General features: G+C 59.1%; 15 protein-coding genes. 9 read left to right on the top strand and 6 right to left on the bottom strand.

Features of this window, described 5'->3' with window-relative positions:
- The gene (locus AC4GMC_RS05845) at window positions 1-606 is read right to left on the bottom strand and encodes a flavin reductase family protein (RefSeq protein ID WP_487878179.1); all 606 of its coding nucleotides are present in this window, start codon (window positions 604-606) and stop codon (window positions 1-3) included.
- A 76-nt stretch (window positions 607-682) separates the two neighbouring features.
- Between AC4GMC_RS05845 and AC4GMC_RS05840 the strand changes: the two genes are divergently transcribed.
- From AC4GMC_RS05840 to AC4GMC_RS05830, 3 genes are read left to right on the top strand one after another with little or no spacing between them, the layout of a single operon-like run.
- Entirely contained in the window at window positions 683-1153 is a 471-nt protein-coding gene (locus tag AC4GMC_RS05840) for a GNAT family N-acetyltransferase (protein WP_487878788.1), read from the top strand.
- 43 nt (window positions 1154-1196) lie between these two features.
- A complete protein-coding gene (locus tag AC4GMC_RS05835) occupies window positions 1197-1955 on the top strand; it encodes an EcsC family protein (RefSeq protein ID WP_487878787.1) in 759 nt (252 codons plus the stop codon).
- A gap of 10 nt (window positions 1956-1965) precedes the next feature.
- Window positions 1966-2214 carry a hypothetical protein gene (locus tag AC4GMC_RS05830; RefSeq protein ID WP_487878786.1) on the top strand — a complete coding sequence of 83 codons (249 nt, stop codon included), beginning with the start codon at window positions 1966-1968 and terminating at the stop codon, window positions 2212-2214.
- Here AC4GMC_RS05830 and ptsP read toward each other — a convergent pair.
- The 5 genes from ptsP to glmU form a co-directional block, all read right to left on the bottom strand.
- Window positions 2198-4438 carry a phosphoenolpyruvate--protein phosphotransferase gene (ptsP, locus tag AC4GMC_RS05825; protein ID WP_487884291.1) on the bottom strand — a complete coding sequence of 747 codons (2241 nt, stop codon included), beginning with the start codon at window positions 4436-4438 and terminating at the stop codon, window positions 2198-2200. The genes AC4GMC_RS05830 and ptsP overlap by 17 nt on opposite strands.
- A 129-nt stretch (window positions 4439-4567) precedes the next feature.
- On the bottom strand, window positions 4568-5815 hold the full coding sequence (locus AC4GMC_RS05820) for an aspartate kinase (RefSeq protein WP_487879285.1): 1248 nt from the start codon (window positions 5813-5815) through the stop codon (window positions 4568-4570).
- A gap of 347 nt (window positions 5816-6162) precedes the next feature.
- Window positions 6163-6849: a DNA alkylation repair protein gene (locus tag AC4GMC_RS05815; RefSeq protein WP_487877563.1), complete on the bottom strand. Its 687-nt coding sequence runs from the start codon at window positions 6847-6849 to the stop codon at window positions 6163-6165.
- Window positions 6846-8660, bottom strand: coding sequence for a glutamine--fructose-6-phosphate transaminase (isomerizing) (gene glmS / locus AC4GMC_RS05810; RefSeq protein WP_487877564.1), 1815 nt, complete (start codon window positions 8658-8660; stop codon window positions 6846-6848). The genes AC4GMC_RS05815 and glmS overlap by 4 nt, the downstream gene beginning before the upstream one ends.
- Complete coding sequence (gene glmU, locus AC4GMC_RS05805) at window positions 8660-10009, bottom strand: bifunctional UDP-N-acetylglucosamine diphosphorylase/glucosamine-1-phosphate N-acetyltransferase GlmU (RefSeq protein WP_487877565.1); 1350 nt, start codon at window positions 10007-10009, stop codon at window positions 8660-8662. The genes glmS and glmU overlap by 1 nt, the downstream gene beginning before the upstream one ends.
- A 145-nt stretch (window positions 10010-10154) precedes the next feature.
- Between glmU and AC4GMC_RS05800 the strand changes: the two genes are divergently transcribed.
- From AC4GMC_RS05800 to AC4GMC_RS05775, 6 genes are all read left to right on the top strand, one after another.
- Entirely contained in the window at window positions 10155-10826 is a 672-nt protein-coding gene (locus tag AC4GMC_RS05800; protein WP_487877566.1) for an HAD-IA family hydrolase, read from the top strand.
- A gap of 63 nt (window positions 10827-10889) precedes the next feature.
- Window positions 10890-12095, top strand: coding sequence for a DegT/DnrJ/EryC1/StrS family aminotransferase (locus AC4GMC_RS05795; RefSeq protein ID WP_487877567.1), 1206 nt, complete (start codon window positions 10890-10892; stop codon window positions 12093-12095).
- Window positions 12096-12098: 3 nt separating this feature from the next.
- Window positions 12099-12398, top strand: coding sequence for a hypothetical protein (locus AC4GMC_RS05790; RefSeq protein WP_487877568.1), 300 nt, complete (start codon window positions 12099-12101; stop codon window positions 12396-12398).
- Between the two features lie 101 nt (window positions 12399-12499).
- The gene (locus tag AC4GMC_RS05785) at window positions 12500-12853 is read left to right on the top strand and encodes a DUF1353 domain-containing protein (protein WP_487877569.1); all 354 of its coding nucleotides are present in this window, start codon (window positions 12500-12502) and stop codon (window positions 12851-12853) included.
- 226 nt (window positions 12854-13079) lie between these two features.
- Entirely contained in the window at window positions 13080-13445 is a 366-nt protein-coding gene (locus AC4GMC_RS05780; protein WP_038004634.1) for an NADH-quinone oxidoreductase subunit A, read from the top strand.
- A complete protein-coding gene (locus tag AC4GMC_RS05775) occupies window positions 13436-13969 on the top strand; it encodes a NuoB/complex I 20 kDa subunit family protein (protein ID WP_038004636.1) in 534 nt (177 codons plus the stop codon). Before AC4GMC_RS05780 ends, AC4GMC_RS05775 begins: the two co-directional genes overlap by 10 nt.
- Window positions 13970-13983 lie beyond the last annotated feature (14 nt).

The raw sequence follows: 13983 nt of genomic DNA, 5'->3' as shown, positions 1-13983 counted from the left end.
TCAATCGTCCGGTCGGCTCAGCTCAAATACTTCGCGGATCACGGCGTAATCCCGATACCCCATGCGTGTTAGCGGCTGGAACTGTGTGACGTCGAACCGGCCATTGACCACGCAATCGTCCCGCATGTGGACGCCAACGACTTCTCCGATGATCATGACGTTGTGCGCGCCTTCAAGAGGCACGATCTGGCGGACCTGACATTCCAACGCGGCGGGGGCGTTATCCACACGAGCACATGCGATTTCGGAACATTCGGTTTTCACCGCGCCACTTTTGGCGAACTCATCGATGTCCTTTGCAAAACCCTCTGATGAGATATTCATCACGTCTCGGTCGCTTTGGGCAACGATGTTCACGCAAAACACACCAGTTTCACGGATGTTGGCGACGCTGTCCTTGGTGCCGTCTTGGTCGGGCTTGGCCGATGTCGATGCGAACATGACCTGCGGCGGTACATAGGCGACGGCATTAAAAAACGAATAGGGCGCAAGGTTGTCGATGCCATCCGCGCTGCGCGATGAAATCCAGCCAATCGGGCGCGGGGCGACAATTGCGTTGAAAGGGTTATTTGGCAGGCCGTGGCCGTCGGCTGGGCGATAATACATGGCTGTCCTCCGGGTTGTTTGCCCCTCAGCTAACCTCATGCTACGCCCCTGACCAGAGGCAGCGAACGGATGACGCGTGGAGTTACGGCAGGAAACCCCCGAGGACCGGTGGGAGGTGGAAGCGCTCTTTGATTTGTGCTTTGCGCCGGGTCGCACGGCACTGTCATCCTATCGCTTGCGCGAGGATGTGGCCCCTGTGGGGGCCCTGTCGCTTGTGGCCGTTGATGACCTGAACATCATTGGTGGTGCGATCCGGTATTGGCCGGTCATGGTCGGTGATCACGAGGCCCTGTTGCTGGGCCCTGTCGCGGTACACCCAACACGCCAAGGTGAGGGACTGGGTGCATTTTTGATCCAAGATTCGCTTGCGCGCGCATGGGCGCTGGGCCACGCGCGCGTACTGTTGGTGGGCGACGCTGCTTATTATCGTCGCCTAGGGTTTTCGGCGCTCAACGGTGTTGAGATGCCGCCCCCAACCAACCCAGACCGGGTGTTGGGCGTTGGCGACTGGACGGGCGTGACCGGGACGGTATCGCGGCATCCATAAGGCGCAGCTTGCCGGATACTTCGGTTGCCCCCATATTCTGTGCATGAATGATATCATTGTCGCAGATCAAACTCATGCACGCCTAACCCAGCTTGCAGCCCGTCACCGTAATGCCCGCGGCGTCGGGATGCAGCTTGTGGGGTTGCTCGGCTCCCAAGCTGAAAACCTGCTGGAACGTTTGCCGGACCCCGTAAAAACGGGGCTTGAGGGCGCGACCGCTCGTGCGCTCGAAAGCGCGATGGACGTTGCGAGTGCAAGCCGCACTGCGCGCCTGCCCGATACCTCCGACTGGTTGACCCGCGCGATCACATTGGGCACTGGGGCGGTTGGTGGCCTGGGCGGGTTACCATCGGCGCTTGCGGAATTGCCCGTGACGACGACCGTTCTTTTGCGCGCCATTCAAGGCATTGCACAAGAACACGGGATCAACCCTCAAGACCCAGAAGGCAGAGCGGCGTGCCTGCAAGTATTCGCGGCCGCTGGACCCTTAGAGGCCGATGACGGAACGGACCTCAGTTTTCTTACGCTGCGGCTGACCCTATCGGGCGGCGCGGTCAGCAAAGCGATTGCCGCTGTGGCGCCGCGTTTGTCGATGGTTTTGGGCCAAAAGCTGGCCGCGCAATCCGTACCATTATTGGGGGCGGCGGCAGGTGCCGCAACGAACTATGTGTTCACGAGCTATTACCAAGATATGGCGCGGGTGCAGTTTGGGCTGATGCAATTAAGTCATGAAACAGGGCGTCCGCTGGAGGCGCTGGTGGATGATCTGCGCATCTTGCTGTCCGCGCCGCACGTCCGTTAGGGATAACTGCATGGCACATGCCTACACGGTCATCCATTCAATCAATCATGACGGCGACACAATTTGCGTGGACGTATTTCAACGCCCCGATGGCAGCTTTGGATTCGAGGAATTCCGCCGCGATCCAGAGGACGGGCGCGGGTGGTTTGCCATCGGGTACTACGGCCAAGAAGCATTCACGTCGGTTGAGGCCGCTCTTGATGCGGCTGCGAAACGTGTAGGCTGGTTCGACGCAAGCCGCGTTATCCCCGGCGCTTGAGCCAATCCATCACGGCGGGACGTACGCTTTGCGCCCCGGATGTGCGTGCAGCGTCAATCACCGCACGCGCTTCGTCCAGATCAGTGCGCCGTAGCAAATGCTTGACCGGACCGATTGAGGCCGGGCGCATCGACAGCTTGCGCAAGCCCATCGCGGCAAAACACATCGCCTCAATCGGGCGGCCCGCGTCTTCGCCACAGAAGCTGACAGGTGTGTTCGTCTCGGCGCAGCGGTCCACGATTTGCTCGATCAACGATAGAAAGCTGACGTTGAGCGTGTCGTAGCGGCGTCGCACCCGCTCATTCTCACGATCCGCGGCAAAGAAGAACTGCTTGAGATCATTGCCACCGATTGAGATGAAATCCGCGAGTTCAAAAAACCGCCGAGGCGCAAACGCCATAGAGGGGGTTTCGAGCATCGCGCCGATCTTGAGGCTTTCGGGCAGGATGTGGTTGAGGCTTTTTTCGCGGTGCATTTCCAGCAAGAGCGCTTCACGCGCGCTGATGAATTCCTCTAACTGGGCTATGAAGGGGAACATCACCGTAAGGGGGCGGCCCTCTGCTGCGCGGATCAACGCCTGAAGCTGCATCCGCATCACGCCGCGCTTATCAAGCCCCACACGGATCGCGCGCCAGCCCATGGCCGGGTTGGGTTCCTCGGTGGGTTTCATGTAGGGCAGCACCTTGTCGGAGCCGATATCAAGCGTGCGAAACGTGACCTCTTTGCCGCCCGCCGCATCCATCACGCGCTTGTACAGGCTGGCCAGTTCGCCGCGTTTGGGCACACTGCTGCGGGTCAAAAACTGCAATTCCGTGCGGAACAGCCCTACGCCTTCGGCCCCCGAAGTAGACAGAGACGGCAGATCGGCCATCAGTCCTGCATTCATCTGTAACTCGATGCGGCGGCCGCATTGGGTTTCGGCAGGTTTGTCCCGGATAGAAGCATAGCGTTCCAGCGCGGCGGCCTGCATTTCCAACTTGTCGCGGAAGGCATTGCGTACGCTGTCGTCAGGACGAAGGTGCACAATGCCTTGGTCGCCATCCACCAGAACCACGTCATTGTTGAGCGCTTCGGTGGTGATGCCTTTGCAGTTGATCACCAGCGGAATGGCCCAAGCCCGCGCCACGATCGCCGCGTGCGATCCAACCGAGCCTTCTTCTAGGATGACCGCGCTGAGGCCACGTCCATATTCCAACAATTCGGCCGGCCCGATGTTGCGCGCCACAAGGACGGCACCGTTAGGTAGGGCCTCGGCGCTGACGGTGGCTTGGCCGGTTAACTGCCGCAACAGTCTGTTAGACAAATCGTCCAAATCAGCCAAACGATCACGCAGGTAAGGATCCGGCACTTGGCCCATGCGGGCACGGGCCGTGGATTGCTCTTTTTCGACGGCGGCTTCGGCCGTTAGGCCAAGATCAATGTCTTCTTCCATCCGGCGCAGCCACCCGCGGGAGTTGGCAAACATCCGGTAAGCCTCAATGACCTCCACCTGCTCCTTGTCGCCTCTGGCGCCTTCGAGCATTTCATCGACCGAGACCCGCAGGATATCAACGGCCGCGCGCAGGCGCTCTAGCTCTGCTTGGGGGTCGTCGGCAACGGGGTTGGTGATGACCACCCGTGGGTTGTGCAAAAAGACGACGCCCTCAGCCGCGCCTTCTTGCGCAGTGCCGCCGCGAAACAGAACTTGGCTTTTGTGGCGCGCGCGCAGGGCTTCGCCTTCACCGACGAATGCGCCCAGTTCAGTCATTTCGGCCAGAACCATCGCCACGACCTCAAGGGCGTAGACCTCATCCTCGGTATAACTGCGTGCGTCTTTGGACTGTACGACCAAAACACCCAACGTTTCGCCAAGGCGCTGAATGGGTACACCGAGAAAACTGGAATAAATCTCTTCGCCGGTTTCTGGCATGTAGCGAAAACCGGGCGAACTAGGAGCGTCAGATGCATTCACTGGGGCGGCGCGCTTGGCCACGCGGCCCACAAGGCCTTCGCCCACGCGCATACGGGTGACGTGCACAGCTTCGGCGTTCAAACCTTTGGTTGCGCATAACTCTAGCGTTTCGGCATCGCGGTGCAGATACACGGAGCACACTTCAGTGCCCATACTATCTGCCACAAGCGCTGTAATGCGATCTAGCCGCGCCTGGCCTTCGCCTGCTTCGGCCATAACGCCTTGTAGGCGTTGCAAAAGTCTGCGGCTATCTGAGTCTTTGGTTTGTACCATGTGACCCTCCCTGAGGAGGCACTATGACGGCAAAGCCCACCCAGTGAAAGGGGCATGAAAAATCACGTGGGCTGAAAATTGCTTTGAGTGATGCGGTTTGGGGCGAAACGTGTCGCCCCAGATGCATTTTTAGGCTTTTTCTAATTCGAACGTGTCGTGCAGGGCTTGCACGGCAAGCTCCATGTATTTGCGATCAATCAGGACCGAGACTTTGATTTCGGAGGTGGTGATGACCTTGATGTTCACGTTCTCATCGCTGAGGGCTTTAAACATTTTGGCGGCAACACCTGCGTGGCTGCGCATTCCGATGCCAACTACAGATACCTTGGCGACCTCAGTGTCGGCTATCAGGTCGTGGAAGTTGATCGAGCCAACCTCACGGGCCTCTTGCATCGCACGCTCTGCCTTGAGGACCTGATCTACGGGGCAAGAGAACGTCATATCAGTGCGCCCTTCTTCCGAGATGTTCTGAACGATCATGTCGACGTTCACACCAGCGTCCGCCAATGGGCCAAAGATCGCAGAGGCGATCCCGGGGCGGTCCGCCACCGACACCAGCGTCATCTTTGCCTCGTCGCGGGAATAGGCCACACCGGCCACAACATTGCTTTCCATGATGTCCTCCTCGTCGCACACAAGCGTGCCAGCGTCGTCAGATTGTTCCTCAAAACTGCTCAGAACGCGCAGTTTCACTTTGTAGCGCATCGCCAACTCAACCGAGCGGGTTTGCAGCACTTTGGCCCCAAGGGACGCAAGTTCTAGCATTTCCTCAAAGGCGATCCGGTCTAGTTTCCGGGCCTTTTTGGTGATGCGCGGGTCAGTGGTATAGACGCCGTCGACGTCAGTATAGATGTCACAACGTTCTGCGTTGAATGCGGCCGCAAAGGCCACGGCGGTCGTGTCCGACCCACCCCGTCCCAACGTAGTGATCCGGCCCTCGGGGCTGATACCCTGGAAGCCCGCGACAATCGCGACCTTCATGCCTTCGTCGAATTTGGTGGCCAAATTCTCGGTCGGGATTTCTTCGATCCGGGCGCTGGAATGCGCAGATGTCGTCATCACCGGCACTTGCCATCCCTGCCATGACCGTGCGGGCACGTCCATTTCTTGCAGCACGAGGGCCATCAGCCCTGCGGTGATGTTTTCACCTGACGACACAACTGCATCGTATTCGCGTGCATCATGCAGCGGTGAGATTTCATTAACCCAGCCGACCAACTCGTTGGTTTTGCCGGACATGGCCGACACGATCACGATGACATCGTAGCCCTTCGCGACCTCAACACCGACGCGCTTGGCGGCACGGCGGATACGGTCAAGGTTGGCGACAGACGTGCCGCCGAATTTCATTACGAGGCGTTTACGTTGGCCTGACATTGGTATTCCCGGGACGTGGCTCCTGTTAGCTGGGCCTGTTAGGGGAGGGGGCGTCAAAGGGCAAGGCCTCGCCGCGAATAGAGATGGGTTTTGTGCTGTGGCATGGGCGTGCTGCGCCGTGTTTCGATGCGATTGGCGGGCTGGGGGAATGCCAAAGAGTACGGCCCAAACCCAAGGGAGCGGACCGTACTCATCGTCGTACTGGGCTAATCGTTAACCATAGAAACAACACTAAGCTGCACCAGTTCGAACACATTCTTGCCGGTTTGTGGCAGGAACATGTCAAAATAATGCCGCTTGTCGAAATTAAGGTGTTCAAAGCGTAGGAAATGCCGAAATCGGCGGATTTAAGCCGGTTTAAGAAGCCTTTGGGCCTCCGTCCGGGCGAATTTGCTCATTTTGTCACCATGAACTGTGACAAAGGCCCGGACACGTTCGGGGTCGCGCTTGCTTAGGTCGCGCAACCACCATGCTATGGCCTTCTGGATGAACCATTCAGGATTCGCGACATAGCCTGCCGCCCAAACCAAAATCCGTTCCCGTGCCTCTAGCTCGGTGGGTTTGGGATGGGACTGTTTGGTCCACGGCAATGTCATGACCAACGCCGCGCGTTGGGTCCACAGATGATCAGAGGTCGTCCACCCCTCCACCACATCCAGCCGCATGGGGTCGGCGATCAGACGGCGTGATCCGGCACTGCTGACCGCATCTGCAATGGCCCAGCTGTCAAATTCGGGGACCCACGATTGGATCATATCCCATGCCGGTGTGTCATCGGGGCGAATTCGGGCTTGGGTCAGCAGCTTGGCGGCGGTGATCCGGGCTTCAAACACGTCTGTTTCCCACAGTCCTTGCGCAAGGCTCAACCGGTCGAGCAGGCTCAGCGTTTGGCGCCAGTCCTTGGCATGGGCATCAAGTGTGCCGCTGGGCACGCCCAGATAGCGTCGCTCAATCTTGTGGTAGGCCTCCATTTCAACAGCCTTTTCCGCATCGCCCAGTTGTTCTAGCGCCGCAAGCGCGTCTTGTGGCGTCATTCGACTGTCACCGATTTAGCAAGGTTGCGGGGCTGGTCCACATCTGTGCCTTTGTGGACCGCTGTGTGATAGGCCAGCAATTGTGCGGGCACCACATAGACAAGCGGGGCAAAGATCGGATCAACATCAGGCATCTGGATCGTCGCCCACACGTCGTCCCCTGCCTGCGCGATCCCGGCCGCATCTGATACAAGCAAGACCATGCCTTTGCGAGCCATGACTTCTTGCATGTTGGATACGGTTTTATCGAATAGCGTATCGCGCGGGGCCAACACTACGACGGGCAGAGTTTCCTCAACCAAGGCTATTGGCCCATGCTTTAGCTCGCCGCTGGCGTAGGCTTCGGCGTGGATATAGCTTATTTCCTTCAGCTTCAGCGCGCCTTCATGGGCCATCGGATACATCGATCCGCGCCCCAAAAACAGGATGTCCGAGGCGGTGGCCAGTTTGCGCGAAAGGTCTGAGATGTGTCCAGACAACCCAAGGGCTTGGTTGATCAAGCCGGGCACATGAGCCAACTGGCTGACCAGTTCAGCTTCGCGTGCCGCATCAATTGCGCCGCGTTGGCGGGCGGCGGTGATAGCCAGTGAAATCAAGACCGCCAACTGGTTTGTGAACGCCTTGGTAGACGCCACACCCACCTCTACACCCGCATGAATTGGAAAGCTCACGTCGCTTTCGCGCGCGATTGAGCTTTCGGGAACATTCACGACGGACAGCACTGATTGCGCCTTGTCTTTGCAGTACCGTAGGGCCGCGAGCGTATCTGCGGTCTCACCGGATTGGCTGACGAAAATTGTGGCGGTGCGGGCTTGAATAGGCGGTTCGCGGTAGCGGAACTCGGATGCGATATCGACCTCAACCGGGAGGCGTGCGAGCTGCTCAAACCAGTATTTCGCCACGGTGCAGGCAATGTGCGCAGTGCCGCAGGCGACCATGATGATCCGGTCGATCCCGGTGAAATCAAACGGCTCCGGCAAGGTGATCGCATCATTGCTGAGATAGGTTTTCAGGCAATCGGCCAGCACAGCAGGTTGTTCATGGATTTCTTTTGCCATGAAATGCTTGTGGCCGCCTTTTTCCACCTGCGTGTGCGCAAGGTTTACCTCACGGATTTCGCGGTTGGCCAAGGTACCAGTGTGATCGTAGATCGTGGCACCGGCGCGGGTGATCTCGGCGCGGTCGCCTTCCTCCAGGTAGGTGATCCGGTTGGTCATGGGGGCCAGGGCGATTGCGTCGGAGCCGATGAACATTTCGCCGTCGCCGTGACCGATTGCCAGTGGTGAGCCAAGGCGCGCGGCGATTAAAAGGTCTTCTTCACCGTCAAAAATGAAGCACAGCGCAAAGGCCCCTTCCAGTCGGGCAATGGTCGCGGTTGCGGCGTCCTGCGGACCCAAGCCAGTGGCCAGATAATGTTCGCACAACAAGGCTACGGTTTCGGTGTCGGTTTCCGTTTGGAACGGGACGTCCAGTTCGGCCAGTTCGGTGCGCAGCTCACGGTAGTTTTCGATGATGCCGTTGTGCACCACGGCCACGCGGCCCGCGCGGTGCGGGTGCGCGTTGCCCACGCTGGGCGCGCCGTGTGTGGCCCATCGGGTGTGCCCAATGCCGATCTTGCCGGCCAGTGGTTCATGCACCAGCTTATCACTCAGGTTGACCAGTTTGCCGACTTCGCGGCGACGATCCAGCCGTTGTTCGTGCACGGTTGCGATGCCCGCGCTGTCATAACCACGATATTCCAGCCGCTTGAGCGCCTCAACCAGTTGCGGGGCGGCTTCGTTATTGCTTAGGACGCCAACAATTCCACACATCAGTTCGTGCCTTTCGCTTTAAGCCGCAGCGCAAGGTCGTGCAGTTTGCGTGCAAGTCCCGGCTTGGTTTCCTGCTTGGCGCGGGCAACAGCCAGCGCGCCGTCGGGCACGTCGCTCGTGATGACCGATCCGGCAGCTGTCATAGCCTCAATGCCCACGCTTACGGGGGCCACAAGGGCTGTGTTGGTCCCGATAAAGCTACGTGCACCGATTTCGGTGCGGTGTTTGTTCACGCCGTCATAGTTGCAGGTGACAGTGCCTGCGCCGATGTTTGCCTCTGGCCCAACGGTTGCGTCGCCGACGTAGGATAGGTGATTGACCTTGGCCCCGGTGCCGATGCTGGCCTCTTTGATTTCGACGAAGTTGCCGATCTTGACGCCTCGGTCCAGCTCTGCGCCGGGGCGCAGGCGGGCGTAAGGTCCGATCACGCATCCGCCAGAGACGTGACACCCTTCTAGGTGGCTGAACGCGCGGATATGAGCGCCGGTCTCAATCGTGACGCCAGGGCCGAATACAACGTTGGGCTCAATCACAACATCGCGGCCAATGTATGTGTCATGAGCGAAAAAGACCGTTTCGGGGGCGGTCAGCGTGGCCCCTTCGTCCATGGCTTGCGCGCGAGCGGCCGCCTGAAACGTGGCCTCTGCTGCCGCAAGGTCGGCGCGGGTGTTCACGCCAAGAGTTTCGGCCTCGTCACAGGTCACCACGCGTGCGGTCAACCCGCGCGCAGTGGCAAGGCCGACAATGTCGGTCAAATAATACTCAGCCGCTGCGTTGTCGTTGCCGACCGCGGCCACAAGGTCAAACAGCAAGGCGCGCGGGGCGCAGATGACGCCGGAATTGCACAGACGTACGGCCAATTCCTCGGGGGTGGCATCCTTGGCTTCGACGATACGTTCAAGCTGGTCGCCTTGGGTGATCAACCGACCATAACGGCCGGGATTAGCGGCTTCAAAGCCAAGCATCACGATGTCAGCTCCGTCTGCGCGGGCAGCCAGCATCGCTTCGAGCGTTTGGGCGGAGACGAAGGGCGTATCGCCGTACAAAACAATGACGTCGCCATCAAAATCCGCCAGCGGCGGGCCAGCCTGAGCGACGGCGTGCGCGGTGCCCAATTGGGGCTCTTGGCGGACGGTTTGCGCGTCAGGGTGTGATGCGGCCAGCTCGGTCTCAACCGCTTCGGCCCCATGGCCGGCCACCACGACTATGCGGGCGGGATCAAGCGCCAACCCCGACCCAATTGCATGGCTCAAAAGCGGGGCATGGCCGATTTTGTGCAAGACCTTGGGTAAGTCAGAGTGCATCCGGCTGCCGTGACCGGCAGCGAGAATGGCGAGAGCTATAGGCATACCTGTAAATCGCTTTTTCTATCATTCGTTAACGTTTCTCTTGTCACATCCCAGCGCGGGGCTGCAAGACAAGCGATGGTCAAATTGCACAACAGAGTGTAACCGCGATGGGCGGGATGCCGCCAGTGAAAGGGCAGGGGACAGGATGCAAACGGTTATATTCGATCTCGACGGGACGCTTGCGGACACCAGCGGCGACCTCTTGGCGGCAGCGAATGCGGCCTTTGATGCACTGGGCCACCCCGCCCGACTGGATCCGGTTGCCCCAGAAGATCAGGCCACTGCGCTGCGCGGCGGGCGTGCTATGCTGCGGCTGGGGTTCGGGCGGCACGGTGCCATTGACGAGACAGCGGTCGATGCAGGCTATCCGGTGTTGCTAGAGGCGTATGCCCAAGCGTTGAGCGTTCACACCACCCTTTACCCCGGTGTGATGGACGCCGTTGAGCGGTTGCGTGTCGCGGGGCATCCTGTTGGCATTTGTACCAATAAACCCAGTGGCTTGGCCGAAAGCCTGATGCGGGACTTGGGTGTTCGTGATGCGTTTGGCGCGCTTGTGGGGGCGGATACACTGCCGGTGCGCAAACCTGACCCAGCACCGTTTCGCCACGCAGTCGAATTGGTTGGCGGCGACCCGACACGCGCCGTTTTGATCGGCGACACCGAAACCGACCGTGAAACCGCCCGTGCTGCAGGCGTGCCTAGCGTGTTGGTCACCTTTGGGCCCTTGGGGCGCGGTGTTGAAGCGCTCGCCCCCGAAGCGCTTTTGGATCACTACGATGATCTGGACCGGGTTCTTTCGGGCGTCTGGACTGATTGAGGGCAATTGACGCAGGTGCAATTGCTTCATATCGCTAGGGCATCGCGTTTTTGAGAGGCTGCCATGACCGAGCGTTTTACAGGGTCGTTTACCCAGCAAGAGCCCATACCTGAGGCCGGGATCGAAGCCGCCCTTGAGGTGCTGCGTTCGGGCCGATTGCATCGCTACAACCTGTCGCCGGATGAAATTGGCGAAGTCGGCTTGTTGGAAGAAGAATTCGCAGCCTCTGTCGGTGCGAAATATGCGCTGGCCGTTGCCTCTGGCGGCTATGCCATGGGCTGCGCGTTGCGGGCGCTGGGCATTGGTCCCGGCGACAAAGTCCTGACCAACGCCTTTACGCTGGCCCCTGTGCCGGGTGCCATCGCCAGCGTCAATGCTGAGCCGGTTTTGGTCGAAATCACACCAGACCTTGTACTTGATCTGGATGATCTTGAGGCCAAGGCGCATTCCTCCGGCGCGCGTGTTCTCATGCTGAGCCACATGCGCGGCCACTTGGTCGATATGGACGCACTGATGGAGGTCTGTAATCGGTTGGGCATCACGATCATTGAAGATTGTGCCCACACGATGGGTGCGGCGTGGAACGGCAAGGCGTCGGGTACGTTTGGCGCGGTCGGTTGCTTTTCGATGCAAACGTACAAACATATCAATTCCGGCGAGGGTGGGTTGATCGTTACGGACGACCCAGAGCTTGCGGCGCGAATGATCCTGCTGTCGGGTAGCTACATGCTGTACGAGCGCCACGGCGCGCGCCCACCGATGGAGGCATTTGAGGACGCCCGCTTTGTGATGCCCAACGTGTCGGGCCGCATGGATCACTTGCGCGCGGCTATTCTGCGGCCGCAATTGGCGGACCTGCCACGGCAAGTGGCCCGGTGGGCGGAACGGTATCAGACGCTTGAGGCGGGGCTTGCCCATACACCGGGCCTACACGTGGCCCCGCGTCCTGACGCAGAAACCTATGTCGGTTCTAGCTTTCAATTTACGCTGCCCGGCGCCTCAGCAGACCACATCCGTGATTTCGTGGCACGCTGTGCCGCGCGTGGGGTTGAACTGAAATGGTTCGGTGCCGACAAACCCGTGGGCTTTACCTCGCGCCACAGTCATTGGGGCTATGTCAGCCCGCAGCAATTACCCAACACAGACCGCATCCTTTCGGGGCTGTTGGACATGCGCGTGCCTTTGACGTTCAACGTAGATGATTGTGCGTTGATTGCGCGGATTATCGATGCCGAGGCACGGGTGCCTGCATCCGTGGCCGCTGAGTAAAGCGTGCCGCGTTGGTGGATATTTGCGCCCATCGCGGCGTTCTTTGGGCTGATCGGCGTCATGGCCTTGCTGTACGGCAAAGAGATCGCGGAACTGTCTGAGACTGAAGTCATCACTCATTACGCTGAGCGCTATGTCGTTGAGAGCGCCAATCCCAATGCGCGTATGACCGATTGCCACGCTGTTCCCGGCACGGACAACGTTTGGATCATTGTGCGCTGTGCTGGGCATGAATACGCGGTCAATCGCTTTGGCGGATTGATCGAGTACACGCCCCTGTCGCAATTGCCGCCCAGCACCTAGCGCCCTTTGCGCAGAACATGCGCAACACCCTTGATGCCTGCGCGATACTGGGCACTGTAGGAACACCTTTTTGATACACGTTTTAAAACTTGGATTTTGATATGTCTGATTTCACGGATCTTATTGATTGGTATCGACCTGTGGGCGGCATCCGCTATCGCACGATCAAGCCTGTCCCTTGGGAAATCGGGACCAAGGGATCGGGGCTGCGGATTGTGGTTCCGGTGGATTATGAATTTGATGTCTCGATCCCGTGGTTTCTGCGTTGGTTGTTTGACCCTCATGATGCACGCTATCTAAAGGCGGGTGCGCTGCATGATTATGCTCTGCACGTCCTGAGCTGGTCGCGGGTTGCAGCGGCTGCCTCATTTTCAGAGGCGTTAAGCGCGGATGAGGTGAAGCTATGGCGCCGATTGCCCATGGTGCTGAGCGTTATCGTCTACAAATTCGACTGAGTCGCCACTGGATAACCGCCGGGTAACCTTGGGCAGGGATTGCGCCCGCAAAGGCCCCCGTTCACGCCTGCGTCAGGACGCCGCCCCCATAAAACCCGAAATTCCCGCCTGCGTTGCAAATCGAGCGGGTGCTGCGACGCTGCGCCGATTGACCCTCGGGGTCTTGGGGACTAGATACCCCTCCAAGGTGCCTTTCGCATGAACGACCGAAACGAAGGAGGCCCACGTGGACGCGCTACTTTCGGAATACTTGCCTATCTTGATGTTTATCGGTGTGGCTGTCGGCCTCGGCCTTGTGCTGATGTTGTCGGCGCTGATCGTTGCCGTGCGCAACCCCGATCCCGAGAAACTCTCTGCTTATGAGTGTGGTTTCAACGCCTTTGACGACGCGCGGATGAAGTTCGACGTGCGGTTCTACCTCGTGGCGATCTTGTTCATTATCTTTGACCTCGAAATCGCATTTCTGTTCCCGTGGGCTGTGGCCTTTGGGGATATGAGCATGGCTGCCTTCTGGTCCATGATGGTGTTTTTGGCCGTTTTGACCGTGGGCTTTGCCTATGAGTGGAAGAAGGGAGCCCTCGAATGGGAGTGATGACAGGCGCACACACGGCCGGACCCGACAAGGAGCAGGCCACCGCTCTTATCAATCAGGAGTTGCAGGACAAAGGCTTCCTTGTCACCTCCACCGATGATTTGATCAACTGGGCACGGACCGGTTCGTTGCATTGGATGACCTTTGGGTTGGCCTGCTGCGCAGTTGAAATGATGCACACCGCCATGCCTCGCTACGACATGGAGCGGTTTGGTACGGCGCCGCGCGCGTCTCCGCGTCAGTCGGATCTGATGATCGTGGCTGGCACGCTGACCAACAAGATGGCACCCGCTCTGCGCAAGGTCTACGATCAGATGCCCGAGCCACGGTATGTGCTGTCGATGGGGTCCTGCGCGAACGGTGGCGGTTATTATCACTACAGCTATTCGGTTGTGCGCGGGTGTGACCGGATTGTTCCGGTTGATCTGTACGTGCCCGGCTGCCCTCCTACGGCAGAGGCATTGTTGTACGGTCTGTTGCAGTTGCAACGCAAAATCCGCCGCACTGGCACGATCACGAGGTAGGCTATGTCTGACGC

Source organism: Thalassobacter sp. (genome assembly GCF_982993085.1).
The sequence above is the reverse complement of the archived record's forward strand: the minus strand, read 5'-3'. Positions and strand labels throughout refer to the sequence as shown.

Excerpts from the sequence above, each read along its gene's own strand:
- AC4GMC_RS05845 (WP_487878179.1), bottom strand. The coding sequence starts at position 606 with ATGTATTATCGCCCAGCCGACGGCCACGGCCTGCCAAATAACCCTTTC.
- AC4GMC_RS05835 (WP_487878787.1), top strand. The coding sequence starts at position 1,197 with ATGAATGATATCATTGTCGCAGATCAAACTCATGCACGCCTAACCCAG.
- AC4GMC_RS05830 (WP_487878786.1), top strand. The coding sequence starts at position 1,966 with ATGGCACATGCCTACACGGTCATCCATTCAATCAATCATGACGGCGAC.
- ptsP (WP_487884291.1), bottom strand. The coding sequence starts at position 4,438 with ATGGTACAAACCAAAGACTCAGATAGCCGCAGACTTTTGCAACGCCTA.
- AC4GMC_RS05820 (WP_487879285.1), bottom strand. The coding sequence starts at position 5,815 with ATGTCAGGCCAACGTAAACGCCTCGTAATGAAATTCGGCGGCACGTCT.
- AC4GMC_RS05815 (WP_487877563.1), bottom strand. The coding sequence starts at position 6,849 with ATGACGCCACAAGACGCGCTTGCGGCGCTAGAACAACTGGGCGATGCG.
- glmS (WP_487877564.1), bottom strand. The coding sequence starts at position 8,660 with ATGTGTGGAATTGTTGGCGTCCTAAGCAATAACGAAGCCGCCCCGCAA.
- glmU (WP_487877565.1), bottom strand. The coding sequence starts at position 10,009 with ATGCCTATAGCTCTCGCCATTCTCGCTGCCGGTCACGGCAGCCGGATG.
- AC4GMC_RS05800 (WP_487877566.1), top strand. The coding sequence starts at position 10,155 with ATGCAAACGGTTATATTCGATCTCGACGGGACGCTTGCGGACACCAGC.
- AC4GMC_RS05795 (WP_487877567.1), top strand. The coding sequence starts at position 10,890 with ATGACCGAGCGTTTTACAGGGTCGTTTACCCAGCAAGAGCCCATACCT.
- AC4GMC_RS05785 (WP_487877569.1), top strand. The coding sequence starts at position 12,500 with ATGTCTGATTTCACGGATCTTATTGATTGGTATCGACCTGTGGGCGGC.
- AC4GMC_RS05775 (WP_038004636.1), top strand. The coding sequence starts at position 13,436 with ATGGGAGTGATGACAGGCGCACACACGGCCGGACCCGACAAGGAGCAG.